The sequence below is a fragment of the Oscillatoria nigro-viridis PCC 7112 genome (assembly GCF_000317475.1).
Classification (GTDB): Bacteria; Cyanobacteriota; Cyanobacteriia; order Cyanobacteriales; family Microcoleaceae; genus Microcoleus; species Microcoleus nigroviridis.
The window spans coordinates 5,806,711-5,833,351 of the sequence record NC_019729.1; the positions used below are offsets into that span (position 1 = coordinate 5,806,711).

The following is a 26,641-nucleotide window of genomic DNA, read 5'->3' on the forward strand; positions in this document are numbered from 1 at the left end:
GATAATTCTTGTGCCAGAGTGGCGATCGGCGATGACGTAAACAGGAAAAACCTATGATATCGGTTGAATCTCTGATTAATGCTCTCGAAAACTTAGATGTGGAAATGTGCCAGAGGGCTGTTAGGACTTTGGGTATTGAATGTGTGATTGACACCCTCAAACACCAATACTGGGAAGTGCGCGAGAGTAGTGCCATTGTTTTGGGTCAACTGGGCGACAAGCAAGCGGTTGAACCCCTGATCCAAGCTCTCAACGACTCAGTGAGGGAAGTGCGCCAGTGTGCCGCCTCCGCTTTAGGTCAACTGGGTGACAAGCAAGCGGTTGAACCCCTGATCCAAGCCCTCAACGACTCAGTGAGAGAAGTGCGCCAGTGCGCCGCCTCCGCTTTAGGTCAACTGGGTGACAAGCAAGCGGTTGAACCCCTGATTCGCGCCCTCAAAGATGAGCTTACTGCGGTACGGGGTACGGCTGCCCTGATTTTGGGTGAGATGGGTGACGATCGAGCGATCGACCCACTCATCAATCTATTTAGGGATGATGAGTGGGATCTGCGTCGGACAGCTACGGAGGCTTTAGTTAAGCTTGGTGAACTGGCATTATCACCGTTGCTCAACGCGCTCGCCGATGAGAATAAATGGGTGCGGTTTCATGCCGTAGAGACGTTGGGTAAGTTAGGCGACGCACGAGCCACCCTGCCGCTGATCGAGGCACTCAAGGACTTTGACTTTGATGTTCGTAGGAGTGCTGCCCAAGCTTTGGGTGAGCTTGGGGATAAGCGGGCGAGTGAACCGCTGATAGAAGCTCTCAAAGATAATGATGCAGAGGTGCGCCAACTAGCTGCGTTTTCCTTGGGTAAGGTTGGGCACACCGACAAAACACGGGCAGTAGAGTCTCTGATTAATGCCCTCAAGGATACGAACTGTTATGTGCGCTGTAGTGTCACTGTTGCGTTAGGTTATCTAGGTAATCGGCAGGCAGTTGAGCCACTGATCGATGCTCTTAAAGATAACGATCGCAACGTGCGTAGTAATGCCGCTAAGTCTTTAGGTGAGCTAGGTGATGTGCGGGCAGTTGAACCCCTGAGCATCGCCCTGAGCGATCGGTCTGAGTCGGTACGCTGTTCTGCTGCCAAAGCTTTGGGTCAGTTGGGGGACTTGAGAGCTATTGACTTGCTGATTAACGCGCTCAATGACTCGGAGTGGGAGATGCAAAAAGCTGCAACCCTCGCCTTGGGTGAGTTGGGCGGCTTGCCGGCGGTTGAACCACTAATAAATAAATTAAAAGATTGGAAAGGCAATGAACGTGTGCCAGAACATACCATTACTGCTTTAGTCAAGCTGGGTGAGCTTGCGGTATTACCGTTGATTGAAGTCCTCCTGAATGCCTCGGTTTCGGTATGGGTACGCAAAAAAGTCGTCACAATTTTAGCGGCTGTGGGGGATCTGCGGGCGGTAAAACCCCTAATCCAAGTGCTTAAAGATGAGCACGACCGTGTGGGTGCCGGAGATGGGTACAACTGGATGCGTGCCGAAGCCGCCCTAGCTCTAGGTCAATTAGGTGATGTGCGAGCCACCCTGCCGCTAATTGAGGCGCTTAAAGACTCTCAGGAGAATGTCCGCTCAGAAGCAGTTAGAGCCTTGAGCAATTTTAGCGACCCGCGTGTGGTTGAACTGTTTATTCAGATGCTTGAGGACAGTGGTTGGAGCGCAGATTTGCTCCCAAATATAGCTCGATTTTTAGGCAAAATGGGCGATGAGCGAGCTATCGATCCGCTAATAAAATCACTTAACTATTCAAATGAATTGAGGTGTGGCTTTGCGATGGGTAATGATGCAAGGGAAAATGGCGGCTACGTGCCACTGTTTGCGGGGCTGAAGGTTGAGGAGCCCCGTCTGGCTGTTGTCGAGGCTTTGAACCAGTTAACGGGCAGCAGTGCCGTTGAGTTACTGTTCAATATCCTCAAACAGCCAAATCATCCTCTACGCCCGGATGCTGCTAAAGCACTGGGCAACTTGGGCGAACTGTCGCAATTGCCATTAATTAATGCACTTAAGAATGAAGATAGTTTTGTGCGACAAAGTGCGGCTAAGGCTTTGGGCAACATTGGTGATGAACGCGCAGTTCCAGGGCTGATTGAAGCGCTCAATGACGGAGATGACAAAGTGCGTTTGAGTGCGATCGAGTCTTTGCGCTGGATTGACAACAAAAAAGCGGTTGAACCTCTGATCGATCGGCTTAGAGATTCTAATTGGCAAGTGCGCGAAGCTGCCATCAGAGCCTTAAGTCGGCTGCGGGACGATCGGGCTATTCAACCGCTCACCGATATGCTCAAAGATGAAAATAGCCAGGTACGCGAGCAAGCAGTCTATGCTTTGGGCAAGTTTAAGGGCAACCAAAACGTTGAACTGCTAATCGAGTTGCTTCAAGATCGCGATTGCAAAGTCCGTCAGGAAACAGCCTATATTTTGGGTCAGATCGGCGACGCGCGGGCAGTAGAACCGCTGATATCGGCACTGCTAAATGACTCTGACGTGTCTGTGCGTCGGTTTGCTGCGATGTCTTTAGATCGGATTGGTGACAAGCGGGCGATCGAACCACTAATCGACGCTCTTAAAAATGAGCAAGAGAGCTACGCGCGTTCCGAGGTTGCCAGGGCTTTAAGCCGTATGGGCGATGAGCGGATAGTTGTACCGTTTATCAATGCTCTTGGGGATTCAAATATCCAGGTCTACAATGCTGTTACTGATGCTTTGGGTGAGTTAGGCGACACCCGTGCCGTCGAACCGCTGATCCAATTGCTTAAGGAGCGGCCTGTTCACGAGCTTCGGCCGGTGGTTAGCGCTTTGGCAAAAATTGGGGACGTGCGAGCCGTAGAGCCGCTGATCGAAGCTCTGAAACAGCCTGGGCGCACTACCCGTGAAGCAGCCGCAAAGGCTCTAGAGAAGTTGGGTGATGCACGAGCCGTAGAGCCGCTGATTGAAACACTTAAAGATGAGGATGAAGGAGTGCGAAGGGCGGCGGCTCAAGCTTTGGTCAAGCTAGGCGATCGCCGATCGCTTTTACCGTTTCTGGATGCCCTCTCTGATAGTAGTTTCTGGGTACGTTTCTGCGCGGTGGAGGCTTTAGGTAATCTGGGCGATGTTAGTGCTGTCGAGCCGCTCATTCCGCTGCTTAAAGAAAAAGGGGGGAAAATAGGCTCAAGTGCTGCTAAGGCTTTGGGCAATATTGGCGATGCACGGGCCGCCCGGCCGCTAATCGAAACCTTCCAAGATACAGATTGCGAAGTGTGCGATGCTGCCATTGAGTCTTTGGTCAAGATGGGAGAGCCTGCCTTAGTTCCCCTGTGTGAGGCGCTCAAGGATCAGAATAAAAACGTGCGGAGGAATGCTGTTAAAGCTTTGGAGAAGTTTGGGGATGCACGGGCGATCGCACCGCTCACTTCTTTACTAAAAGATCGAAACCGCAACATAGGTAATGCGGCTCGCAAAGCGATCGAGAGCATCCGCAACCGGAATCTTCTTTAAGCTCAACACCATTGTTGGGGTTAAGTTGCACGCTCTTGTGCTTGGGCAAAGCAGTTGTCGGGATTGCGATCGGGCACCATTTTGCCGATCGCCGCAACTGGAACAAGTTCTTCAGGAATGATTTTACGTGGAGCCTGATGCAAGCTGTTATTGATACCCACAGCTTAAACAATCATCAATAAATCCGAGATAACCAATGCAAAATTGCTAGACTTGAAAACTGACAGCAAATTCTATCTATCAGTCCTATTTGAGGACACAACGAATAGCAGTTATTGCTGCTCACCCGTTGTGCAGCAGATTTGAGCGATCGAGAATTCTGGTGTCAAATAGCATAAAATATGTACAACCAGTAAAAAATTAGGAATAATTATTATTTGTGAATTATTCTTCCTTAATATGACTCCTAAATTATGACTTTTCAATTGTTCTTCTATTGCGCTTTACTTTAAACGGCATTTACAGAATTGACCTTACAATCCCAACCAAATGTATAGCTTGATTCCATGAGACAAATCATTCTCGAAAAGATTGTTTCTACTTTACAACCTTTAGATTTTGTTCTCGCTTTGTGGCAAGGAGGTTCCGCAGCCCACGGATACACCGACGAGTGGTCAGACCTCGATATAGCGGTTGTGGTTGAAGATAACTGCGTGGAAGAAACATTTGATATTGTTGAAACAGCCCTCGCAGAAATTGCCGAAATCGAACTCAAATATCGAGTTCCAGAACCCGCTTGGCACGGTCAATCGCAGTGCTTTTGGCGGCTGAAAGAAACCCCGCCCTTTTTGCTAATTGATTTCGCCGTTTTCCGGCGCAGCAGCCGCAACGATTTCCTGGCAATAGAGAGACACGGGAAAGTGCCGATCGCCTTTGACAAAGCTAATCTAATTGTACCCCCTCTTTTGGATAAAAACCATCATTTATCCCAAATGCGATCCCGATTCAACGAAATTAAAATCCGTTTCGATTTGCTGCAACCTCTGGTAAAAAAAGAGATTTATCGCGGACATTTAGTAGATGCGATCGGCAACTATCACAATTGGACGCTTCTACCCTTAGTCGAAGTGTTGGGCATGATTTACCGTCCCCACAGATACGACTTTGAACTCAAATATTTCAGCCGAGATTTTCCGCGCCAAATAGTCGATCGCGTCGCACCGCTTTTCTGCATTGCCAACCTAGAAGATTTGGCAGCCAAACAGCAAATAGCTGAGGCTTTTTTTGCAGAAACTTTACCGCTTGCACAAGCTAAGTTTTCCTCTGACAATGCCCTAACACTACCGCCCTAGGCTCAAAGTTTCGTCCCGAAACCGATTAATATAGTATTATCAACTTATATCTTGCACCATTGTCAACAATCCTTTTTTGAACAGGCAAGATGCCTGTTCCACAGGAAAATCTACTCTTTGTGGAACGGGCCGAAGAGCCCGTTCTTGAGAAAGATGCAAGATGTGAGTTCAACTTTAAAGATTAACATCCCATGACCAAACTCAGCGTCAACATCAACAGAATTGCCCTCCTCAGAAACTCTCGAAACATCGGCATCCCCAGCGTTACCGAAGCCGCAAAAACAGTAATTGCGGCCGGAGCTCACGGCGTTACAGTCCATCCCCGCCCGGACGAAAGGCACATCAAAGCTACCGATGTTTACGAATTAGCCAAAATGCTAACCGTCGAGTTCAACATCGAAGGAAATCCGTTTCAGCCGCCATTTATGGATATAGTTTGCGATGTCAAACCGGCTCAGTGTACCTTGGTGCCAGACGCTCCCGACGTGCTAACATCCGATAGCGGTTGGAATATTCCCGAAAATCGCGATCGGCTTTTACCAATCATTGAAAAATTAAAAGACAACGGCATCAGAGTCAGCTTGTTTATGGACGCAGATGCTGCTCTCATGCCGCTAGCAAAAGAAGTTGGAGCAGACCGAGTAGAACTGTACACGGAACCCTACGCAACTGCTTTTCGCGAAGGTAGAGTAGAATCTGTTTTTCAACAATATGTCTTAGCAGCTCAAGCCGCTCAATCAGCAGGTTTAGGGGTGAATGCCGGACATGATTTAAATTTGCAAAACTTAGCTAAATTTTGCTCAATTCCTGATATACTAGAAGTGTCAATCGGTCATGCTTTAATTGCGGAAGCGCTAGAAATGGGGTTGTTCAACACAGTACAAGCTTACCTAAAAATCCTAGCGGGTTCGTAGCACAAATTAACCTAGTGTGGTCTGGCGGATTTGGTATTGATAAACTCGTTTTTATCAGACATAATAACTAAATCGGCCAGACCAACATACAGTATCAAAAATTACGCAAAAAATGGTTTGAGACGCTACGAATATGGTAAAGTGCCGTGTGTATCGCCCTACATAATTAGGCGATCGTCAATCGATTTTAGATTTTAGATTTTAGATTTTAGAATTGACCCCACCGATCGAGTCGGGGGGCAAGTTTCATCGGATACAGGTTTTTTATTTCTGGACGGATGAATTCGGGGGCTTTTATCCTGGATGCTTGATTGTCAAAAATGAAATAACACTACGGGCTGTCACCCCCAGGGGGCGCTAGCCGTTTTATAGTAGCAAGGCAGAGCTAGAATCCCAGACACCGCGTTTTTTGGGTGTGCGGATTTCTTTAGCAAGAACCTCGGAAAAAGCTTTAATTTGCCTCGACAAAATTACTAATATTCTGTGTTGATATTATCCGTAAGGAGTATCATTAAAATGTCCCGAGAGACTGAGGCTACTACTTAGCTCCCGCACTGCCAATTTGCTACCAGCAGGTTTTGTGCAAGTACGGGATATTTACGTGTATCCTATATCCTCCTGTAGCCTCTGCGCGATCGCCAAATTCGATCCGGTGAAAACAGGCAAACACAAGTAACCATATACAACTCCCTACCCCCCTCACAAGTGCGACATGAAAAAACTAATTTTACTGACTGGAATGCTACTCATGATGACGGCAAAATCAGTATTTGCCAGCCCAGTAGCCCCAAAATTTGAACCGAGCGAGCTGATGGCTGCCTCGGAAATTACAGAAACCGTTAACAAACCCGTTACCTCTGAATCAGTTCCCAACCTCGAACCGATCGAGCGAATGTCAACCTCGGAAATCCGAGAAACCATCAACCAACCCACCACCTATATTTTTGAAGGCATCAAAGGGCGAGAACTCACTCTCTCCCTGTGGGCGGGACAACTGAAAGCCGAACTTTACAGTCCCAATGGCGAAAATATGGGGGTTATTGAAAAAGCAGACAATCAGTGGATCGGCCAGTTGCCAGAGTCCGGCATCTACCGCGTGCGAGTTACCCCGAAAGGTGAAACCAGCAGCTTCGTACTCGGACGCGACTTTAACGCCAAGTGGACTTATAGGCCCGATCGCGCAATTCCCCTAGCATTCAAGGAAACACAAGCCACAATTAAACTCAAAATGTCCGGCTACCAAATCCAGCCTATCACGGTTCAAGGCAAGCAGGGACAGACAATTATGGTGACAGCTAGCAACAAAAATCTAGATCTGGCGATCGAATCTCCGTCGGGACAACTTCTGGATCAAGGCGAAGGTCAAACTTTTGCTCAACTACCGGAATCCGGCACTTACCGTGTGATCGTAGTTGCCAAGAGGCCGGTCAAGCCCTCCATCAAAGTTTCTGTGCAATAGCAAAGATTGCACAAATACTTTCGGGCGATCGAATTTTCGCCGCCCAAAAAAACAGCTCGCCCTATTGGCGAGCTGTTTTTTGCGTAAAATCAACCTTGGATCAGCGCTTCAAAACGTTCTTGTTTCCAAATGCAGCTTAAATCCGAGTCAGCTAAAGCTAGCTCTCGGTATAAATTAGGGATAAACTCAACAGCCCGCTGCAAATTGTCAAGGGCCAAATCAGCAAATCCCAGTAGCGCATAACAGCAAGCTTTATTGTAAAAAGCGTTAGCAAAATCAGGCTTTATTTCTAAGACTGTTTCGTAGCAAGCAATCGCCTCAGAGTAGCAGCCTTTTCGCGCCAATTCCACACCCCGGTTGTACCAAATTAAATAATCTTCAAGGGAACGCTCAGATGTGGGAGTAAACTTGCCATTTCTCTGATTTAAACCTACTAATTTCTCCAAAGCAACTCTCCGTTCGCCCACAGCTTCAGCTCTGCCCGGTTGTAGAGCGATCGATCGGCTAAAACTAGCCACTGCTTGTTTGTAAAGTCCCATAGAGTTCGCAGCTATACCGCGATTGTACCAAGCCTTCGCGTCGTCAGGCTTAAACTCGATCGCCCGGTCAAAACTGTTGAGCGCCTGATAGTAAAGCTTGAGTTCCAACAGGGCATTACCTCGGTTGTACCACGCCCAAGCAGCCTCCGGGTACAAATTTAAAGAGCGATCGAAACTCAGAACTGCCTTCTCGTAAAGCCCCATATCGATCAGCGTCAGTCCCCGGTTGTGCCAAATACTCGCCGCGCACGGACTGAACTCCAAAGCCCGGTCAAAACTGTTGAGAGCCTCCAAAGGGCGTCCCAACTTTCCTAAAGCAATAGCCCGGTTGTGCCAGCCAAAGCTCGCATTCGGCTCCACCGCCAAGGCCTCATCAAAACTCTTCAGCGCCTCTAAGTGCCGTTCTAATTTCCCCAAAGCCATACCTCGGCCGAACCAAGCCTTATAATGATCTGATTGCAACTTCAAAGCTCTGTTAAAGTTCGCCAGAGCACCATGATCGTCGTTAGCTTCGAGGTGGCGCGAACCCAGATGGTAATACCAAGCCGCTTCCAAGTTCTGAATTAAGTTCATAATATTTTGTATCTATCTTAGGGATGATTCTACAGGAAACCATACCTAGAGTAAAACTGTAATTCCACTAAAAATTTGAAAAATTTGATACAGGGCGATCGCCAGTACACACTGCCAGTAACAACCTCAACAATTGGCGGTCGAAACTAACTATTTTCCTCTCGTAAAAAGCTCTTTTAGCTAACCGCACTCATCGTTTTTTAGAGCTGCTGCGAATCTTAACTCTGCGTGAATCACGCAACTCTTTCCACCGCATCCCGAATTAGGTTTGCAGTTACACAAAGAGTCCTAGAACGCCCAAAGTCTAACTGCAAATCTCATAGTGCTAATAGCTTCTACTTCTGCTTGCCCAATTCAAGCAACCACAACCGCTGTTTTAGCACGATCACTCAACAGCAACTGGCCTGTTGCATCAATACTAAAATCTTTGCCCAGCAGAAAACCCTGGCCCATCAACCGCTGGCAAACAATCAGCGCAGTAATCCGGCGAATTTCTTCCATCACGTCAGCCGGAATCAAATAACTCAAACTCCAAATCACGGACTCGCAGTCATGCCAAATCAAACGCTCAATACTGACAATCATCAAAGCAGCTAGACTGTCAACAGACAGCCGCCCTCTGAGATCCGCAATCAAATCCTTACCAATTAAGCTATTGCGAGTCATCATCGCTCTAGCCATCTTCCCAATTTCTTGTTCGAGTTCTAAATGATTCATGCTTGGCACTGGCTTTTATGTTTTTAAAGCACTACTAAAAGTAAAAACAGTAGCCGCTACCAGCCTCTGCCATAGGGTAGCTGACGCAGGCTCTACCGCAACTCTTTTAACAAAGTATACCTAAAGAAAGATCAAAAATGTATCTAAAGGCAGATACCAAAATATTATTTTTTGACATTAATTGAGAAACCAATTCCCACAAGAGTTTTTACCAGCAAATTGAGTATTTGTACTCGATCGAGGTCGGAGTAAAGTCAATCGATTTTAGATTTTAGATTTTAGATTTTAGATTGAAGAATTGGGGAAAGCGACCTCACGGATAAATCCAGGGGGGTTGTACCCAGGCTGCTTTCGGTCGAAGATTTTGGTAAATTCGCTACATAATAAGGAAGTAGTTACTTCGGAGAAAAAACAGCAATGGCTGCAAACCAGCCAGACATCGATATTGCCCCCTTTATCGACTACGGCCTGATCGACCCCACAGCTACGCCAGAGCAAGTAGAACACTGTTGCCAACAAGCAGAGAGATTTGGCTTTGTCACAGTTTGCGTGTATCCCGCCTACGTCCGACAAGCAGTCGATCTGCTGCACGGCAAACGTCCCAAAGTCTGTACAGTTATAGGTTTTCCCACCGGTGCTTCGACTTCAACGGTGAAACTTTACGAAGCTCTAGAAGCTGCTGAGAATGGAGCCGTAGAGTTAGATGTCTCCGTTAACTTAGGATTGTTGAAAGCTGGAAGAATCGACGCATTCCACCGGGAATTAGCCCAAATTTGCGAAGAAACTAATCTCACCATCAAAGCAATTATCGAAAGTTCGCTGCTTTCGGATGCCGAAAAACAATTAGCGGCCCAGATTTGTATGGAAGCCGGTGCCGCCTACATCAAAACCAACACTGGCTTTTTTGGCCCGGCGAAAGTTGAGGATGTGCGACTGCTGAAGGAAGTTACGAAGGGACGGATTGGGATTAAAGCGGCCGGCGGAATTCGTACTCACGAACAAGCTCTAGATTTGGTAGTAGCTGGGGCAACTCGTTTGGGGACTTCTCGCGGCCCGGAATTAATCCGCCAGCGAGATAATCTAGATAAAAGTCATTAGTCATCAGTCATCAGTCATTAGTCATTAGCAATGGCTAATTGGTAATCGCTAATTGGGAATGGGTTCGCCCTTACGCACCCTACCACTAAAAGTTCTGCGTCCTAGACTGTTTTTGCTACTGTCTAATAACATTACTTCGGACAGTTTTTGATTGCCAACTGTAGAATGACTGTTCCAGGTCGATCGACCAACGAGGACAATGAAACTGTCCGAAGTATTGTAGTAAATCTAAAATCTAAAATCTAAAATCTAAAATCGAGTGACTCGAACTTACAAAGCAACTGGAATCAATCTTAAGAGTGCGCCGATGGGCGAATCCGATCGAGTGCTGACAATTTTGACGCGGGAATTCGGCTTAATTCGAGCCGTAGCACCGGGTGTTCGCAAACACCGATCGACTATCGGCGGCAGAAGCGAATTATTTGTCGTCAACGAATTGCTAATTGCCAAAGGCCGATCGCTCGACAAAATTACCCAAGCCGACACGGTACAATCCCATCCGGGTTTGAGCCGCAACCTCGGAAAACTCTCCGCCGCGCAATATCTGGCCGAATTGGCGATCGCCAGCGCCCTTTCCGACGAGCCCCAAGAAGAACTCTTTTGGTTGCTGGGCGAACATTTGAGCCGTTTGGAGCGTTTGTCCGATCGCACAGAAATCCAATCCGCCGCCGTGCTGATGGCTCACCTGTGCCACGGCATTTTTCACTTGCTAGCCTTAGCCGGCCTCGCGCCCCAAGTCCAAGTTTGCTGCGCCACCAGACACCCGCTCATCCCAAATTTCACCGATCCGAACTGGCAAACCGGGTTTAGTATACCCTCTGGGGGAACCTTCAGCTTGTCCGAGCTAGCTAACCTAGAGGCAGAACTCTCTTCAGAAATCGGTAGCTTGTACAAATCCGCCTCCCGTTCCCGGCAAACGAATAGCAGCAAACACTTGACAAATTTCGAGATCGATGCTAAGGAATTAGCAGCGCTGCAACAGTTGGCTAGTCCAGAACTAGGAGAGGGGATTGCCGATCGAACAACTTGGGTATCAGTAGAAAATATTTTGCGGCAATATGCCCAGTATCATTTAGGTTGCACGATTAGATCGGGAACCTCGATCGACACCTACCTAGAGAGTTTTGAGTTTTAAATTTTGAGTGTTGATTTAAATAGGTGAACGGGCGATCGTACATCCCACCCCCAGCCTGCGGGATACCCGAACCTGCCGGCCATTTTAGGTAAATTCTCAAGGTTGTTGCAACATCAGATAATAGATAAAGTTACGAGTTATTAATAAACTTAGGGGTTAACACCTCAATTTCAAATTCCCATCCCCCCAACCTCCACCATCCCAGGCCATCCACCCCAAATCCTATGATGCGACTGTCCGATTCTGATTTGAGAATATCTGTGTTAGCTGTGACCCACCACAAGATGGAAGAACGAGAAAATTTTCCAGATTTTGACTCTTATCCCCTGTTGGCCGATCGACAATGGAGCAACGTCCCAGACCCAGAAATGGATAAATACCCCACAACTCCAGCACCAGACTGGAACAACGGCAAAAGCCAAAAATCCGAAGCAATCCCCGCAGTGCCAACTGCAGACCTAGCAGCAGAACTCTCCGAAGCAGTAGCCGAAATTCCCGAACAAGAAACAGGATTTCTGCCAGTGCTCAAAAACCGAAATTTTTTAGCATTGTGGAGCGGGCAAGTTTTTTCCCAACTAGCAGATAAAGTTTATCTCGTACTGACGATCGCCCTAGTGGCCAGCCGCTTTCAAGCGCCAGATCAAACCATCAGCAGGTGGGTATCGGCAATCATGATCGCCTTTACCATTCCCGCAGTGCTGTTCGGGGCCGCCGCAGGCGTGTATGTCGATAGGTGGTCGAAAAAAGCAGTGCTGGTCGCCACAAACCTGCTGCGGGGAGGCTTTGTTTTGACATTGCCCGTGCTGCTGTGGCTCTCAGACGGGTGGGAACTCGGTCAACTGCCGCTCGGATTCTGCTTGCTGCTGCTAGTGACATTCCTAGTTTCGACTCTAACTCAATTTTTCGCCCCAGCAGAACAGTCAGTGATTCCCCTAATAGTGGAACGCCGCCACCTGCTATCGGCAAACTCCCTCTACACCACAACCATGATGGCTTCGGTGATTATTGGCTTCGCAGTCGGAGAACCCTTACTAGCTTTAGCCGACACCCTATTTACCAACCTCGGCGGCGGACTCGGCATCGGCAAAGAATTAGTAGTAGGCGGAAGTTACGCCTTCGCCGGAGTGCTGTTGCTGTCGATGAAAACAGGCGAAAAAAACGAAGTCGAACACGAACCGCCGCACCCCTTAGCAGATTTGCGAGAGGGGCTGCGTTACATCAACGATCAACCGAAAGTCCGCAATGCTTTAATCCAACTAATTATTCTATTTTCCATTTTTGCAGCCTTAGCAGTTCTAGCAGTTCGGCTGGCAGAAATCCTCCCCGGTATGAAAGCATCGCAATTTGGCTTTTTGCTGGCGGCGGTGGGCGTTGGCATGGCTGCTGGGGCGACGACAGTCGGCTATCTCGGCCATAAATTTTCTCACTCCCAACTGAGTTTAATCGGATCTGTTGGCATGGCATTTGCTCTGATGGCCCTTTCTGCATTTACACACCATTTGTGGCTCTCGGTGCTGTTCATTACCCTGTTGGGTTTATTTGCCTCATTGGTGGGAGTGCCGATGCAGACTACAATTCAAGCAGAAACTCCAGAAGAAATGCGCGGAAAAGTCTTCGGGCTGCAAAACAATGCCACTAATATCGCTTTGAGTTTACCGTTGGCTTTGGCCGGGGTAGCGGAAACATTTCTGGGTTTGCCGACAGTATTTTTGGCTTTAGCAGGATTAGCGATCGCTGGGGGTGTCTTAACCTGGTATATTTCCCGTAGCACTAATAGCAAAGTCGATCGAATCTAAAAAATAACAAACTCTGATTTACTGGAATGCACATCGCTTGGCTAGGAAAAAAATCACCCTTTTGCGGTAACGTCACTTACTCCAGGGAAGTCACCAACGCACTATTAGACCGGGGATACCAGGTCAGTTTCCTGCACTTTGCCCAAGAGGCGGACTCACTCGACAGGAACAGTACGGGGTGGAACATGGCAAATGGTTCGTGGGGAAAGGGAATTGCTCAAACCTCATATACCAATTCGCTCTCGCCCGCCAGTTGCAACGAAGTCTCTTTACCCTGTCACTACAAATCGCAAATTTATACGATTCCCACTCTCAAGTCCCGCACAGTCCTGATGAAATCTCTGCGGCGGCTGAAACCGGATGTTGTTCACGCTTCCCTGACGCTTTCGCCTTTAGACTTTCTGCTGCCGGAAATTTGTCAAGAATTGAATTTGCCTCTGGTGGCGACTTTTCACCCGCCGTTCGATCGCAAATTGCGGAATTTGACATCGGGAACCCAACACCTGATGTATCAACTGTACGCCCCGTTTTTGGCGAATTACGACTCGACGATCGTTTTTTCTCAGATTCAGCGGGATATATTGGTGAAGTTGGGAGTGCCGCAGGAACGGGTGGCTGTGATTCCCAACGGCGTGGATGCTGTTAAATATTCTCCAGGGCCTTCGGGGTTGAAGTCGGAATTAAAGGCCGATCGAATTTTTGTTTACCAAGGCCGCATTGCCCAGGAGAAAAATGTCGAGTCGATGCTCAAGGCCTGGAAACACTGTAATTTTGGCCCTGGGAACGTGTTGGCGATCGTAGGCGACGGGCCCCTAGCCGCCTCGCTGCAACTGTTTTACGGCGAAGATGATGGCATTGTGTGGCTCGGATTTGTTGCCCAGGAGGAACGCCGGATCGAAATTCTGCGGGGCGCAGACGTATTTATTTTGCCTTCTTTGGTGGAGGGACTGTCGCTGTCGCTGCTGGAAGCGATGGCCTGCGGTTTAGCTTGTTTGGCAACGGATGCCGGTGCTGACGGCGAGGCCTTGGAGGAAGGCGCGGGGATAGTTTTGAACACTCAGCGGGTACGGAGTCAGTTGCAAACCTTGCTGCCGCTGTTTTGCGACCATCCTGAGTTAGCAATGCTGCTTGGTCAAAAAGCACGCCAACGGGCGATGGAGCGATACACTCTGAGTCAGAATATTACTGAGTTGGAAAAGCTTTATGCAGAAATTTTGCAAAAGCAGCGCGTGCCAGTTCGGGGTTTAGCTTGATAGGGGAAGGAAGGCGCTACACGGATTTTGACACGGCCGTTACATCCGTTACAAAATTCGTTGCCTAACTTCCCGGGCGCAAATAATCCAAAAGCCGATCGCCCGAATCGGCCCGAATCAAAGCAACCACAACATCCGGCAAACTTCCCAAACTCGGATAAACAAAATAACGCGGTTCCCACCGCGGCCCAAACTTATCTTTAAAACTGTGCAATCCCTTAAAATTATAAAACTTGCTCAAGTGATCCGAAAGATAAATCAAAACCTTTTCCAACCGCCCTGATTTCTCAGCTTCTCCCACTCCCGCCAAAGCCGACAAACCCAAATCAAATTCTTGATATCCCAATGCTTGACAATGCTGCAACATCGAAGCAAACAAACACTCCATCGTGCCATTTTCCACCTCAGTGCGACGCCGCATTAAATCAACTCCAACTACCCCATCTCCCGCCGATATCATATTAGCAAAAGCACTAATTCTACCGTCGGGAGTGTAGATGGCTACGGCCCGAGTTTCCCGCACATATGCCTCGTCAAACCAACCCACCGAAAACTTTTTTTCCGCACCCTGAACCATTTGCAGCCACTCGTCGCTCACGAGTTTCATTTGCCGCATCAATTCGGAACTTAAAGGAGGTTCGTAAAATTCGATTTGATAACCGGCTTTTGTCAGTCTGTTGATAGCAGTTCTCAAGTTTTGATTGCTCTTGCCTTTGAGAGTAAAAGTTTTGAGATTGACAATAGCTTCTTCGCCAATTTGCACCACTCGAAAACCGAGAGTAGAATAGATTTCTAGATCCTGGGGCAAAGTTTGATAAAATGCTGGATACCAATCATTGCGCTCGCAAAATTCTTGAAACCCTAGAATAGCTTCTTTGCGGTCTTCTGCGGGCCCGATGGGGTCTCCCAAAGCGATCGCACCTCTACCTTTGGGCACATAGGCGATCGTACTTTTTCCCGAAGGACTAAAATAATAAGATTTATCCTGAAGCAACGCCAGTCTCGCTAGCGTTGTCCGCCCGTATTTTGCTACAACTTCTTTAGCTTTATTCCGTTCCGAAATACTTGCCGAATCTCGCAGCAGCACCGGCCGCAGCAGCATTAAAAGTGCGTAACCAAGCGTTACCGTACCCACAGCATAAATCGAATCGGCAAAAAAGTTAGCAAACCGAGTTTTCGGAACCAACCCCGCATTGTCCGCCGTAAAAAACATGGCAAAAGTTTGGAATATAGCATCGTCCCAATCGAAATTAACCGCTCGTTCGTTAACTTCAAAACCCCGATCCAGAATGTAAAAACCCGCCGTCCCGTAAGCCAGCGTAAACAGCAAAGCCCCCAGCAAAACCCGGATTCCTTGAGCAATTGAAGGGCGATCGGATTTAGCCGTAAACGTCTTTCGCATCACCAACAAGTGAAACAGCAGCACCCCAGAAAGCAAGCTTTCTTCAACATCCAATCCCTTGACTAAATGAATTACAATAGAAACGATTAACAATCCCACAGTCAGCAACCAAGCAATCCGCTTGCGCCGCCACAAATTAGTTGCCAGAGTTAGCAGCATAAATCCGATAACTGCTGCAAAAAAATGCCCGCCCGCACGCACGGGAAAAGGGAAAAATGGTTCTAGCCAATTTCGGCGATCGGGTAAACTGGGACTTACAGCCGACAGCAGGTTAATAACTCCTACCAATCCGGTTAAAAATGATGCAGTCCAGAGTCCAATCCTAGTTTTTTGGGGTAACACTGTTGACCTTTCTAATTTTTCTGTGTTGCCAGTGATATTTTAAACTGTTTTCCCACATAACTCAAAGAATCCGCTAAATGCTTGTGCCAATAATTCCAACCGACATCCGGGCCAACAATCCCGTGTCCTCCCGGAAATTTGTTAAACTCGTTGGCTATACCCAAACCGTTTAATTGCTCGTGAAACTTTTGAGTGGAACTCAGAAAATTTTCGTCTGCTTCCCCTGCATCCAAATAAGCGCGCAACTGCTGTTTATCTTTAACAGAAAGTGTTTCCACTAAATATTTAGGACTGTTAGCCTTGCCGCTTCGATCTGTAAAATAACCGCTGTGGCTGAACAGAATATTAAAATTATTCAAGTAGCGCAAACCGATATTAAAAGCTCCCCAACCCCCCGAAGATTGTCCTCCCATTGCCCAGAATTTGGGGTCTTCCAGCGTTCTGTAGCGCGATTTTACGATGGACACTAACTCGGAGCCGATCGCGCTTCCCACCTTACCGTTGGGCCCGTCAAAATACTGCGGGTCCCACAAAGGACTCGTACCCCGCTTGTCGTTCCCGTCAGGAGTAATTACAATTGATGGCGGCAATCTTTTGCTTTTATATAAATCGTGAAGCACAGAAGTAACAGCAGCTTTGTCCTGATAAGCGCGCGCGTCTCCGTGCCCGCCGTGCAGCAAAAAAATCACTGGATAGCGCTGTTTGGGATTTTTTGCGTACCCGGGCGGCAAAATTAAGCCGTAGGTGCGCTCTGAATTCATAGCTGCACTTTTATATGTTTTGAGTTCAAAATTTAAGTTGGCATCTACTACTACTTTCGGAGGGTCTAACTGAGGTGCTCCGGCAATAAAAACGTACCAGTATCCACTCGCACCGAGGAGGAGGATTGTACCGGCACCGATACCTAAAACTTTTCCCAGCCACTTAGGCATAATGTTAGTTGACAGTTGACGGTTGACAGTTGACGGTTGTTGATTATTTGTTATTTGTTATTTGTTACATATAAAATCATTAATATCCAATGCCCTGCGCGGGCCCAATTCCAGATTCCCTGTTTGCCCAATGCCCTGTTTGCCCAATGCCCTGTTTGCCCAAGGCCCCATTCCCAACAAAATGACTTATCGAAATCCCGCTCCTACAGTTGATATTATCATCGAATTAGCCGATCGCCCGCATCGGCCGATCGTGCTCGTCGAACGCCGCAATATTCCCTACGGCTGGGCGATTCCCGGCGGCTTTGTCGATTACGGGGAAGCGGTAGAAACGGCGGCCAAACGCGAAGCTTTAGAAGAAACTAGCTTGAATGTAGAATTAATTGAGCAATTTTACGTTTATTCAGACCCCAATCGCGACGCCCGCGAACACACAATCAGTATTGTATTCTTGGCTTCTGCAACCGGGGAACCTCAAGCCGCCGACGATGCTAAAAATTTACAAGTTTTTGAATCTTGGCAGATTCCCGATCGATTGTGTTTCGATCACGATCGCATTTTACGAGATTATTGGCGTTACCGTCATTATGGATTGCGTCCGCGTTTGTAGGAGGGGAGTTTTTGTTTCGTTCATCTCACATTTTTCACCAATTTCAGGAACAGGCTTTCCGGGCTGTTCCACAAAAAAACTCAATGTTATTGTGGAACGGGCTTCTAGCCCGTCAGGAACAGGCTTTCCGGGCTGTTCCACAAAAAAAACTCAATGTTATTGTGGAACGGGCTTCTAGCCCGTTCTTGAGAATGTTGCAGCATCTGAGTTCATCCAACTAAATTTTATGACAATCTTGACAATATTAGGCGGAGGTGCTTGGGGTTCTGCCTTGGCAAATCTGGGAGGCAAAAAAGGATCTCGAGTTAATTTGTGGTCGCGCAGCAGTTCTGTTAATCTAGAGTCTGTGATAACGGGTGCGGATGTTGTTGTTTCCGCAGTTTCGATGAAAGGAGTTGGAGCAACGGTCGATCGACTGCTTGCCTTAGAGTTAAGTCCCAGTACAATTATAGTTACCGTCACCAAAGGTTTAGACCCCGCGAGCACGCGCACTCCGTCTCAAATTTGGCAAAATGCCTTTCCTAACAATTCAATAGTCGTACTTTCGGGCCCTAATCTTTCCGAAGAAATTCAGCAAGGATTGCCGGCTGCAACGGTAGCGGCGAGTTTGGATTTAGCGGCGGCCAAGCAAGTGCAAAATATTTACAGTTCAGATATTTTTCGGGTTTATGTGAATGAAGACCCGCTGGGGACTGAGTTAGGTGGAACTTTGAAAAATGTATTTGCGATCGCCGCCGGTGTTTGCGACGGTTTACAATTAGGAACTAATGCTAAATCTGCTTTGCTGACTCGCGCTTTGCCGGAAATGATTCGGGTGGGAGTTCGTTTGGGAGCTCGCGCCGAAACTTTTTACGGTTTGTCTGGTTTGGGAGATTTGCTCGCTACTTGCAACAGTCCTTTATCGCGCAATTATCGGGTTGGTTTCGGATTGGCTAAAGGTAAATCTTTAGAGCAAATTTTGCAGGAATTGCAGAGCACTGCTGAGGGAGTCAATACTACTAATGTGTTGATTGATTTGGCTAATCAACGCGGCATTGAAGTGCCTGTTTCCCGTCAAGTTTACCGCTTGTTGAATGGGGAAATTACTCCCGAACAAGCTGTTTTATCGCTGATGGAACGCACTTTGAAACCGGAGTAATATCAAAATAATTACCAGATATTTAGAGCAGCATCACTGAGAATGAGTTTATTAAAAAAGGCGCTCTAATTTTTTGTACACTTCATCATCGTTACGCTTACCAACTAGAATGATTTCTACCAAATCTTCTTCGGGATTAAAGCTGTAAATAATCCGATACTCGCCACTATCTACCCGATAATAACCCGGATATCCGATTAATTGCTTGCTATCATTGGGTAAAGGATCGACATTCAGCGCTAACACTTTTTTAGCAATTTGAGCCGCTATTTTAGGTTGCAAACCCTTGAGAAAGTCGAGAACTGTTTGTAAACCATCAAGTTTCGCCATTTGCCAGTTGTTGTAGTGTTTCTACAAAGGTTTTAGTACCAACCATTTGAGACTGACTAAGGGCAGATTTTGCTGATGAACCTAAAAGCATATCTTCTAATTCCATCAGACGCTCTATCAAGCGCTGATAGGCATCAGCGGACATAATTACGTGGCTGGGCTGCGATTTATCTGTGAGTAAAACTGGCTCCACAGCAGCTCGGTTAAAGACTGTCCCCTGTGGATTACATACTTCTGCGAGGGTGTAACTTTGCATGACAGATGTTATGAGCGTGGGTTATGTCTATTTTAGGCAAAATCAGCAGGGATTGGGAGGTCGATCGATATTTGGGATTACAAAAAGTAGGACTTACGCAAAAAACCCGGTTTTCGATCAAAATCGTCCACATCTGGGATAAATTTCGCAGCAGTCGCCAGCCGTATTTTTCCTGCATTGCGTAATACCGCTTTCTAGAGTGACCCTACCATCTAAGACTGTTCCCGATCGTCAGGGGCGGGTTTCACCAACCACAATTGTTGAAAACTAGGGATTTCATAAACCCGCCCCGCCCCTACATGAAGGATGCCACCGGACATGATATAAGCGGGATAAATACGATCTATTTACCGCCGTAATAAAAAGCGATTTCTTTCTCTTTCAGCGGTGCAAAGTTGGCCGCCACCAGCATTTTATCCAGTTCCTCTTGTCCGATGTGTTTGACACCGATTCGGACAATGCGCGATCGCATGGTATTTGACACGCCACTGCGCTGTCTGCCGGCTTCTAATCCCATCACTTGCTTGTAGAGGTCTAATTTTGCTTGCGGAATCGGAGTGCCGTCAAAGTCGATTCCAGAGGCGATCGCAACATCGATCGCATCTGCACCAGTTGTAGATTGAGCCGCTGAGTTTGTTTCTGAAGACATTGTGCAAATTAAATAAAAAGGACGATCGTCATAAAAAGTAGTTTAGAGCCAAAAGTACCAAGTTTGAGCACCCAACCGCAGTACAGCTCAAAATAACGTAAACTCATGAAACAGGCTAAGCTGTTGCGGCATTTAAATTGGATATCAAAAAAAAATCAAACTCTTGTGGGGTGGGCGTCTCGCCCGCCCTAAATATACAATTCAAATGAGCGACAGCTTATTCGATTAAGCACAGTTTGGCCGGGGGGCGATCGCATTGAGCATTTCTTCAAACAACGGATTGCCAAAACTCATCAATTGCAGCGAAGCATTTTCGTCAAAGATATCGGGGTAAAATGTTACAGCATAATCGCGACTTTTATAGTTAAGCTGCCAAGTGCGATTTTCAGAGCGATCGAATGTAGCGCCAATCTGCTTTAAAATCAAAGAATTGACAAAAAAATTTTCGATGGTTTCAGGAAACAGAGAAGTCGGCTGCAGAGGTTGACGGATTTCTTGCAAGTCTGATTCTACATCCATCGCTACCATTTCATCGAGGGCCGGGCCGGGAGGCGGCGCGTCTAATACTCGATCGAACTCTCCCAACAAAACGCCCTCTTCTTCGGGATCTGCACTCATCACAGCCTGTTCGATGAAAGTGGGAACTGTTGCGAGAATCGGTTGCAAATTGCCGACTACGGTTTGAAAAGCATCAATGCGATCGCGCAATTTCTTGTAAACCTTCGCCTCTACCGTTCCGTCATAGTAAAAATTGTGTATTCTGACGGTATCATAAATCTGGCCGATGCGATCGAGTCTGCCGATGCGCTGTTCGACTCGCATGGGATTCCAAGGCATATCGTAGTTGATTAAAACGCCGCAAGTTTGCAAATTTAGCCCTTCCGATGCGGATTCGGTACAAAGTAAAATTTTGATGATTCCTTCTCGGAATTTGGTTTTGATTTGTTCTTTCGGAAAAGTTCGCCATTCGCCATTTTGATACAACTCTCCGCCGCGCCCGGAATAGCAAGCAATCTGAGCACCATATAATTGTTGTAAAGCAGTTCTGAGATAATCCATTGTGTCGGTGTACTGCGTGAAGACGATCGCACTTTCGCGCTGGATTAGCTCTTGACGCAAAATTGTGATAAAATGCGAAAGCTTGCTATCTTCGCCAGTATTCTCGAATTGATACAGCAAATCTTCTAAATATTTAATTTCTTCAGGATCTGCTGGTTCAAAATAAGATTCCATCCCTGCCAAAATCACATCATCCGCATCATCTAAATCGTTGAAATCATCCTCAGTAATGCTAATTCCTTCGAGGCGGCGCTGCAAGGATTCGCGAATCGCATAAAAGGAACTTGTCAGGCGTTTGCGGTAAAGAGTCATCAAAAAACCTAACGCTTTGCGGTTGTCTTTTTGCGCTAGATTGTAAAAGTGGCGCACGTAATTGCTGACGGCGAGATAAAGCGGCACTTCGCGGTTATTTTCTAAACTAATCGCATTGTCTCTGACTGCGCGGTGGGGAATATCGCGATCCAACAATCCCCGCTGATAGTATTGGCGCAAAGTGTCGCGGGTGTGGCGGAACATCAAATCTTTGAGGGGAGTATTCACTGTCAAATATTGGCGGGAAGCGGCGATAAAATCCGTGTCTTCAGCAACTTGTTTTGGGTTGAATCGCTGATTTTTTTCCCAGACATCTCTCAGTTTATAATATAGTAGCCGATCGCCCTTTTGGAGATATTCCTGCAACCGAGCACAGGGCGAACCCCCTTGCTGGAAGTAATCCACAGACATCTGCTGCCAAAAATTCAAGGTTTGGCGATCGGGCTTGTCGGACAGCGTGCTAAAATAATTGCAGAAATTCTCGCCGTAAGACCAATGTCCTCGCATTCCGAGAAGTTGCAATAAATCGAAAACTTCGATCGCGTCAATCTGCATCGGCGTGGCGGATAATAATAAGAGCGATCGACTTTTTTCTCGCAACTGCTGCATTAACTGTAACAACCGATTCGGAGTTTCCTTGCGGTTTTGCGGGCTTTGGCGGCGGGCGTGATGCGCTTCATCCAGAATCACCAAATCCCACGGCTGCGCGTCTAAAAGCTGTTTTGCGCGATCGCTCCGACGGACTAAATGAGATGATGCTAAAATCAGATTTTGGGAATTCCAAATATTCTCTTCCCCTGACTGACTCCTCTCCCCATACGCATTTTTTAATTCACCTTTGCTGTAACTCCAAAAATGCAGATTAAATTTTTCGCGCAATTCTTCGTGCCATTGCGGCTGAATGCTGGCTGGTGCTAAAATTAACACGCGCTTAACTTTTTGGCTGACAAGCAAATAACGCAGAATCAACCCAGTTTCGATGGTTTTTCCCAATCCAACCTCATCCGCAATTAAGAAACTTTTCGGAAAATTTGCCGCAACTCTACGCAGTATCTTAATCTGATGCGGCCAAGGCTTGATCGGAACCGATTTCAAACAATAATCGAGACAACTCGGCGAAGCGTACAAATTGAGAAGCGGTTCAAATTTAGCATAATCTGCGGATAATTCAGGGCAGGGCGGGCACGGGGGCACCGCCCCTACGGAAGGTTTTGTAGGGGCGGTGCCCCCGTGCCCGCCCATCCCCCCGTGGTTGCCCCGAAACAGCCCTGCCCTTGGGGGTAGGGGGGCGTTGAATTCTGACTCCCGATTCCACACAGGTTTACTGCTGGGCGCGTATTTTAGCAGCTTATTTTTCACCGCTTCCGGCACTTCAAAAACGCGCACATTCGGCGATAAATTGTTCCACAACTGTTCAAACCGAAAAATCTCTTCAGAAACTCGTTCAGCATCTCGACCGCCTTCCCAAGCACAATAAACGTGGAAAGATTCAACGTTGCTTTCCCAACCGCTGAGAGATTCGTTATTGGAACCGCTAAAAGCTAATTGCGCGCCGTTACAGTCGGTAAAAATGCCGACTTTTTCGTGAAAAATATGCTGCCGATCGAGTAAACTTGCAGTATCTATTGGTAAGCCGTTAGATTTGAGGGGAACGGCGATTTTAATATCGAGATAACTGTTTTGAATCAGCCAACTGAGAATTTCAAAATGTTTGAGTTGGGCGAAGGTTTGGGGCGGCTGCAAATCGGTATCGAGGCGCATGGTAACTGCATCTCGGAGGGCGTAACCTTGTTGGATTGCTTGCAAGTCTTGCGGGCTGAATTGACAGCCCATGATTAACCGCATCCGCCCTTGATTGTGCAGCATCGCGCCCAATCCCTGCGCTACTTTACTGAGGATGGCGCTGTTGAAAAAGCCGGATTTGCGATCGTACTGTAGAGCACATTCTAGCGCGGGAATGTAGAAATCGGCGATCGGGTTATTTTCGTTGCTAGAATAGCTAATCCGCCAGGGATAATCTGTTAAATTCATTTTCCTGAATCTGGGTAACTTATTTTGGTATTTGTTGTGGTGGAATCTCATCAGCCGAAAGTGTCACGACTTTTCCATCTTGCCAAATACTAATAGATTGTCCGAGTCTGCGGTGTTTCTCGATCGCCTGTGCGATCGCCATTTTAACACCAGCATCGATTTTTTGATGCAGCGGTGAGAGGGCGGGTTGTTCAGGATTCATCGATACCTCCAGTAATTTGGTTCCAGATTTGCGATATGTAAACAATTCGATCGGTTACAGCACTATTATAATTAACCACAGAGAGCGCAGAGAGTACAGAGAGAGGGAGAGAATATATTGCAGGATACTAAACTCAGATTTAGTATTATTAGTTATTCATCCTTAAATTGACCTAATATCAAATCCGGCTGCATCATAATTATTCATCTCTCTCTTCTCTCCCTCTGCGCCCTCTGCGCCCTCTGCGGTTAAATCATTCCAATGCTAACGGAAATGACCTAACCCAAATCTAAACTCAACTGTCCCTCAAACGGAATTTCCATCTGTTGATAAACAACCTTGGCCTTAATCTCATCCATCGCCAACCACAAATCCAACAAAGCCTTCTCCTCCGGTATCCGCTTCTTCTCATCCCCAATACGCGGAATCACTTTCAGCGCCACCTCAATCGCCCGCATGAAATTCTCGTTATCAGTCAAAGCCGTTTTCTTCATAAACTCGCGCACGATTTGAATATCTCCGTCCTCCTGATACAAACCGATAATCGCGTGCAATCCATCCACTAAATAGGTAATCGAAAAATCTTGCGGATTGACGGAAAAAGCTGATTTTTTCAGCCGCTGTTTCGGTGTCAAAAGTTTGCAAGTGCCGCTAGTCGAGTCAATTAATTTGTAGACTTTTGCTAAATCAACAACGTTGAAACCGCCGACGGCGAGGGCGAGTTGTCGCGCTTCATCGAAGGGGAACTCGACAGCGCCGAAGGCATCCCACGCGAGGAAATACCACTGCGTCAGGGCGTCAAATCCGGCGGTATCGGTTTGTGCAAGTTTGCGGAAGCGATAGTTTGCAATGGCTTTTCTGGCTTCAGCAAAAGCAACTTCCGGGCGCACTTCTTCGCCGCTGCTGTTGAGGATGGGATAGGAACGGCTGAACACATTTAACGCCGGGCCAAAGGCGCTTAAATAAAGGTCGATTCCTTTGATGTCGTTGGCTTCAAATTCTGGGGCGCGTTGTTCGACGAGATTGGCGACTTCCGGGCGCAAATCATCCCACCAAGCTTGGGCTGCGTTGGTGTCGCGTTTGCGACAGACGAGGAGCACTGTACTAGAAACGGAGTTTTTCTGGGCTTGGTGCAAGTTTTGCGGGTTTTCGGTACTGACGGCCCAAGATGCGGTAATCTCGAAACCGGCATCGATGAGGGATTTTGTGAGCACGTCCCACGCGCCGGATTCTTTGTGGTTGAATTGGACTGTCATCACGCCGTCATCGCGCAAAACTCGGTAATATTCGCTAAAAGCTAGGGCCATTTTTGCTTCGTAATCTTGTTTGGCGAGTTCGTCGGGGGATGCGCCCATGTTGCGGAAGCGAAAAGGATTCGCTACAGCTTCTCTCGCTTTTTCAGTAAGTTCTGACCAGAATAAATCGGGGAATATATCGCCTAATGTGCGCTTCATCCAGACATAGAAAAAATCGGAAAGATCCGCATACGGAATTGTGGAATAGTAGGGCGGATCGGTGATAATGGCATGGACTGAATTCTCGGGAATATGGTAGAGGCTATCGGCTGATGCGGCATTGATTAGAATGGTTTTGGGGTCGTATTTTTCGATGCCGGGTAAGCCCGTTGAGTGGGGTTTTGTACCGAATAAAGCACAGAGACTTTTATATTCTGATACAAAAGCATCAGCACACCAATTCCATAATTCTCCTGTTCCACTGATTTCTGGATAATTCCAGGTTAAATTTAGAGCATGAGTTTTAGATGCTCTATCAACTACTGCACGGCTTGAATGCCAGCCTGATAATCGAGAATTATGGTCTATACATCTATCTAATACTAAAGCCAAATAAGTGCTTATCGCCTCTACCTTCTCCGGTTCGTACTCAGCCTGTAGCAGCGCCTTAGCTTCGTTGATAATTTCTACATAGGTGACAAGCGTTAGAAGCTGACGGGAATTGAATAAGTCTTCATACTTTCGTAAGCCATAGTCATAATTGCCCGGTGAATTGTGCAAGTCGGTACTGGTCGCTTCATTGGGAATTAATCCCTTAATAATAAATTCAGCATAAGTTTGATTTAAATAATCTTGTGCTTTTTGAAGACCGTAAAAATCTAGATTAGCAGGAATTCGGAATTCTAATACAGATTGGTTTTTTTTATAAGCTACTGCATATAGCTGATGTCCAAAATTATTAACAGATGTATAAAGTTTGATCTCTTGCTCTGTGATAACAGCATTACAATTGCAGCATTTGCCAACTGCTCTACTTAAAGTAGATAAGGTATTTGGATCGTATTCACCCGCATCTGTTTTAATCGTCGTATCCTTGCCTTTCTTCCCCTTCACCAACTCAAAATCAAGCCGCTTCTGTTCCAAGTTAGGAATGGGTTTCACCGCACACCATTTATGTAAATTCTGCTTTTCCGGGCGCTTGTACAACCACCAATTCGGACTCAGCGGCACAACCGACTGACAACTCGGACAAACCACCGTATGAGCCCACAAATAATTCTGCACGGTTTCCCCCGGTAAAGATGGGAAAAACTCAGCTAATCTTTTCTCGGCTTCATCCCCCACCCATTGCACCCATTTATCAATATCCTCCTGCAAATCCGGGCCAAATTTCAGCGGATATTCCATCGCCGCCTTCATCGTCACCACCGCCACCGGATTGAGATCCGACGCCAACACATTCAACCCGTACCGCGCCGCCTCAAACGGAATGCTTCCCCCACCCGCAAACGCATCTAAAATTGTCGGCGTGCGATTCCCCCACACCTTCTCGCAATAGTCATGAACCTTTTTAATTCGCACCGAAGACGGGGGAGTTTTGTAGAGTTTAATTTCCTTCCCCGGTTCCAATCCCAGCAAATATTCAAACTCTTCTAAAGAGATATCTGCGGGTAAAATCGACCCCAACACCGAAGCGCGAGAAAACGATAAAGGTTTGCGCGAATACCAGCGATGCAATCCTTTAAATGGATTGCCGCCGTGTTCGTAATAAACCTGCTCGTTGAGCAGATTTACGGGCATGATTTTCTCGATGAAGAGGTGAGGGCGCATGATTTTTTGGTTG

At 47.1% G+C, this 26,641-nt stretch carries 22 protein-coding genes; 11 read left to right on the plus strand and 11 right to left on the minus strand.

The annotated features are described in order from the left end of the window. Positions 1 to 53: 53 nt before the first annotated feature. Positions 54 to 3,524: a HEAT repeat domain-containing protein gene (locus OSC7112_RS34720; protein WP_015178360.1), complete on the plus strand. Its 3,471-nt coding sequence runs from the start codon at positions 54 to 56 to the stop codon at positions 3,522 to 3,524. 20 nt (positions 3,525 to 3,544) lie between these two features. On the opposite strand, the gene OSC7112_RS38580 is transcribed toward OSC7112_RS34720, so the two are convergent. Further along, the gene (locus OSC7112_RS38580; RefSeq protein WP_150111600.1) at positions 3,545 to 3,685 is read right to left on the minus strand and encodes a catalase; all 141 of its coding nucleotides are present in this window, start codon (positions 3,683 to 3,685) and stop codon (positions 3,545 to 3,547) included. Between the two features lie 345 nt (positions 3,686 to 4,030). Here OSC7112_RS38580 and OSC7112_RS24210 point away from each other — a divergent pair, with 345 nt between their 5' ends. From OSC7112_RS24210 to OSC7112_RS24220, 3 genes are all read left to right on the plus strand, one after another. Continuing rightward, the gene (locus OSC7112_RS24210) at positions 4,031 to 4,816 is read left to right on the plus strand and encodes a nucleotidyltransferase domain-containing protein (RefSeq protein WP_015178361.1); all 786 of its coding nucleotides are present in this window, start codon (positions 4,031 to 4,033) and stop codon (positions 4,814 to 4,816) included. 191 nt (positions 4,817 to 5,007) lie between these two features. Next, on the plus strand, positions 5,008 to 5,730 hold the full coding sequence (locus OSC7112_RS24215; protein WP_015178362.1) for a pyridoxine 5'-phosphate synthase: 723 nt from the start codon (positions 5,008 to 5,010) through the stop codon (positions 5,728 to 5,730). A gap of 712 nt (positions 5,731 to 6,442) precedes the next feature. After that, positions 6,443 to 7,189, plus strand: a complete 747-nt coding sequence (locus OSC7112_RS24220; RefSeq protein WP_015178363.1) for a hypothetical protein — start codon at positions 6,443 to 6,445, stop codon at positions 7,187 to 7,189. A gap of 89 nt (positions 7,190 to 7,278) precedes the next feature. On the opposite strand, the gene OSC7112_RS24225 is transcribed toward OSC7112_RS24220, so the two are convergent. Further along, on the minus strand, positions 7,279 to 8,301 hold the full coding sequence (locus OSC7112_RS24225; protein ID WP_015178364.1) for a tetratricopeptide repeat protein: 1,023 nt from the start codon (positions 8,299 to 8,301) through the stop codon (positions 7,279 to 7,281). A gap of 354 nt (positions 8,302 to 8,655) precedes the next feature. Beyond that, positions 8,656 to 9,018, minus strand: coding sequence for a hypothetical protein (locus tag OSC7112_RS24230; RefSeq protein WP_015178365.1), 363 nt, complete (start codon positions 9,016 to 9,018; stop codon positions 8,656 to 8,658). A gap of 417 nt (positions 9,019 to 9,435) precedes the next feature. Between OSC7112_RS24230 and deoC the strand changes: the two genes are divergently transcribed. The 4 genes from deoC (at position 9,436) to OSC7112_RS24250 (ending at position 14,300) form a co-directional block, all read left to right on the plus strand. After that, the gene (gene deoC / locus OSC7112_RS24235) at positions 9,436 to 10,116 is read left to right on the plus strand and encodes a deoxyribose-phosphate aldolase (protein ID WP_015178366.1); all 681 of its coding nucleotides are present in this window, start codon (positions 9,436 to 9,438) and stop codon (positions 10,114 to 10,116) included. A 259-nt stretch (positions 10,117 to 10,375) separates the two neighbouring features. Beyond that, positions 10,376 to 11,251, plus strand: coding sequence for a DNA repair protein RecO (recO, locus tag OSC7112_RS24240; RefSeq protein ID WP_015178367.1), 876 nt, complete (start codon positions 10,376 to 10,378; stop codon positions 11,249 to 11,251). Between the two features lie 224 nt (positions 11,252 to 11,475). Next, positions 11,476 to 13,047 (plus strand): MFS transporter, encoded by a 1,572-nt coding sequence (locus OSC7112_RS24245; RefSeq protein WP_015178368.1) that lies wholly within the window; start codon positions 11,476 to 11,478, stop codon positions 13,045 to 13,047. 26 nt (positions 13,048 to 13,073) lie between these two features. Continuing rightward, positions 13,074 to 14,300, plus strand: a complete 1,227-nt coding sequence (locus tag OSC7112_RS24250; RefSeq protein WP_015178369.1) for a glycosyltransferase family 4 protein — start codon at positions 13,074 to 13,076, stop codon at positions 14,298 to 14,300. A gap of 64 nt (positions 14,301 to 14,364) precedes the next feature. Here OSC7112_RS24250 and OSC7112_RS24255 read toward each other — a convergent pair whose 3' ends face one another. Together OSC7112_RS24255 and OSC7112_RS24260 are read right to left on the minus strand one after the other, a co-directional pair. Beyond that, complete coding sequence (locus OSC7112_RS24255; protein ID WP_015178370.1) at positions 14,365 to 16,044, minus strand: phosphatidylglycerol lysyltransferase domain-containing protein; 1,680 nt, start codon at positions 16,042 to 16,044, stop codon at positions 14,365 to 14,367. Positions 16,045 to 16,055: 11 nt separating this feature from the next. Then, positions 16,056 to 16,976 (minus strand): alpha/beta hydrolase, encoded by a 921-nt coding sequence (locus tag OSC7112_RS24260; protein ID WP_015178371.1) that lies wholly within the window; start codon positions 16,974 to 16,976, stop codon positions 16,056 to 16,058. Positions 16,977 to 17,157: 181 nt separating this feature from the next. Here OSC7112_RS24260 and OSC7112_RS24265 point away from each other — a divergent pair, with 181 nt between their 5' ends. From OSC7112_RS24265 to OSC7112_RS24270, 3 genes are read left to right on the plus strand one after another with little or no spacing between them, the layout of a single operon-like run. Then, complete coding sequence (locus OSC7112_RS24265; protein ID WP_041623419.1) at positions 17,158 to 17,586, plus strand: NUDIX domain-containing protein; 429 nt, start codon at positions 17,158 to 17,160, stop codon at positions 17,584 to 17,586. An 11-nt stretch (positions 17,587 to 17,597) separates the two neighbouring features. Further along, complete coding sequence (locus tag OSC7112_RS40150; protein WP_190274265.1) at positions 17,598 to 17,807, plus strand: hypothetical protein; 210 nt, start codon at positions 17,598 to 17,600, stop codon at positions 17,805 to 17,807. A gap of 5 nt (positions 17,808 to 17,812) precedes the next feature. Next, a complete protein-coding gene (locus OSC7112_RS24270; protein WP_015178373.1) occupies positions 17,813 to 18,724 on the plus strand; it encodes an NAD(P)H-dependent glycerol-3-phosphate dehydrogenase in 912 nt (303 codons plus the stop codon). Between the two features lie 51 nt (positions 18,725 to 18,775). Here OSC7112_RS24270 and OSC7112_RS24275 read toward each other — a convergent pair whose 3' ends face one another. From OSC7112_RS24275 to OSC7112_RS24300, 6 genes are all read right to left on the minus strand, one after another. Next, a complete protein-coding gene (locus OSC7112_RS24275) occupies positions 18,776 to 19,054 on the minus strand; it encodes a type II toxin-antitoxin system RelE family toxin (RefSeq protein ID WP_015178374.1) in 279 nt (92 codons plus the stop codon). Continuing rightward, the gene (locus tag OSC7112_RS24280; RefSeq protein ID WP_015178375.1) at positions 19,041 to 19,310 is read right to left on the minus strand and encodes a type II toxin-antitoxin system Phd/YefM family antitoxin; all 270 of its coding nucleotides are present in this window, start codon (positions 19,308 to 19,310) and stop codon (positions 19,041 to 19,043) included. The genes OSC7112_RS24275 and OSC7112_RS24280 overlap by 14 nt, the downstream gene beginning before the upstream one ends. A 343-nt stretch (positions 19,311 to 19,653) precedes the next feature. Next, a complete protein-coding gene (locus tag OSC7112_RS24285; RefSeq protein ID WP_015178377.1) occupies positions 19,654 to 19,959 on the minus strand; it encodes a small RNA NsiR4-regulated ssr1528 family protein in 306 nt (101 codons plus the stop codon). Between the two features lie 225 nt (positions 19,960 to 20,184). Continuing rightward, positions 20,185 to 23,361 (minus strand): helicase-related protein, encoded by a 3,177-nt coding sequence (locus OSC7112_RS24290; protein WP_015178378.1) that lies wholly within the window; start codon positions 23,359 to 23,361, stop codon positions 20,185 to 20,187. 19 nt (positions 23,362 to 23,380) lie between these two features. Continuing rightward, complete coding sequence (locus OSC7112_RS24295; protein ID WP_015178379.1) at positions 23,381 to 23,563, minus strand: hypothetical protein; 183 nt, start codon at positions 23,561 to 23,563, stop codon at positions 23,381 to 23,383. 278 nt (positions 23,564 to 23,841) lie between these two features. Next, on the minus strand, positions 23,842 to 26,628 hold the full coding sequence (locus tag OSC7112_RS24300) for a DUF1156 domain-containing protein (protein WP_015178380.1): 2,787 nt from the start codon (positions 26,626 to 26,628) through the stop codon (positions 23,842 to 23,844). Positions 26,629 to 26,641 lie beyond the last annotated feature (13 nt).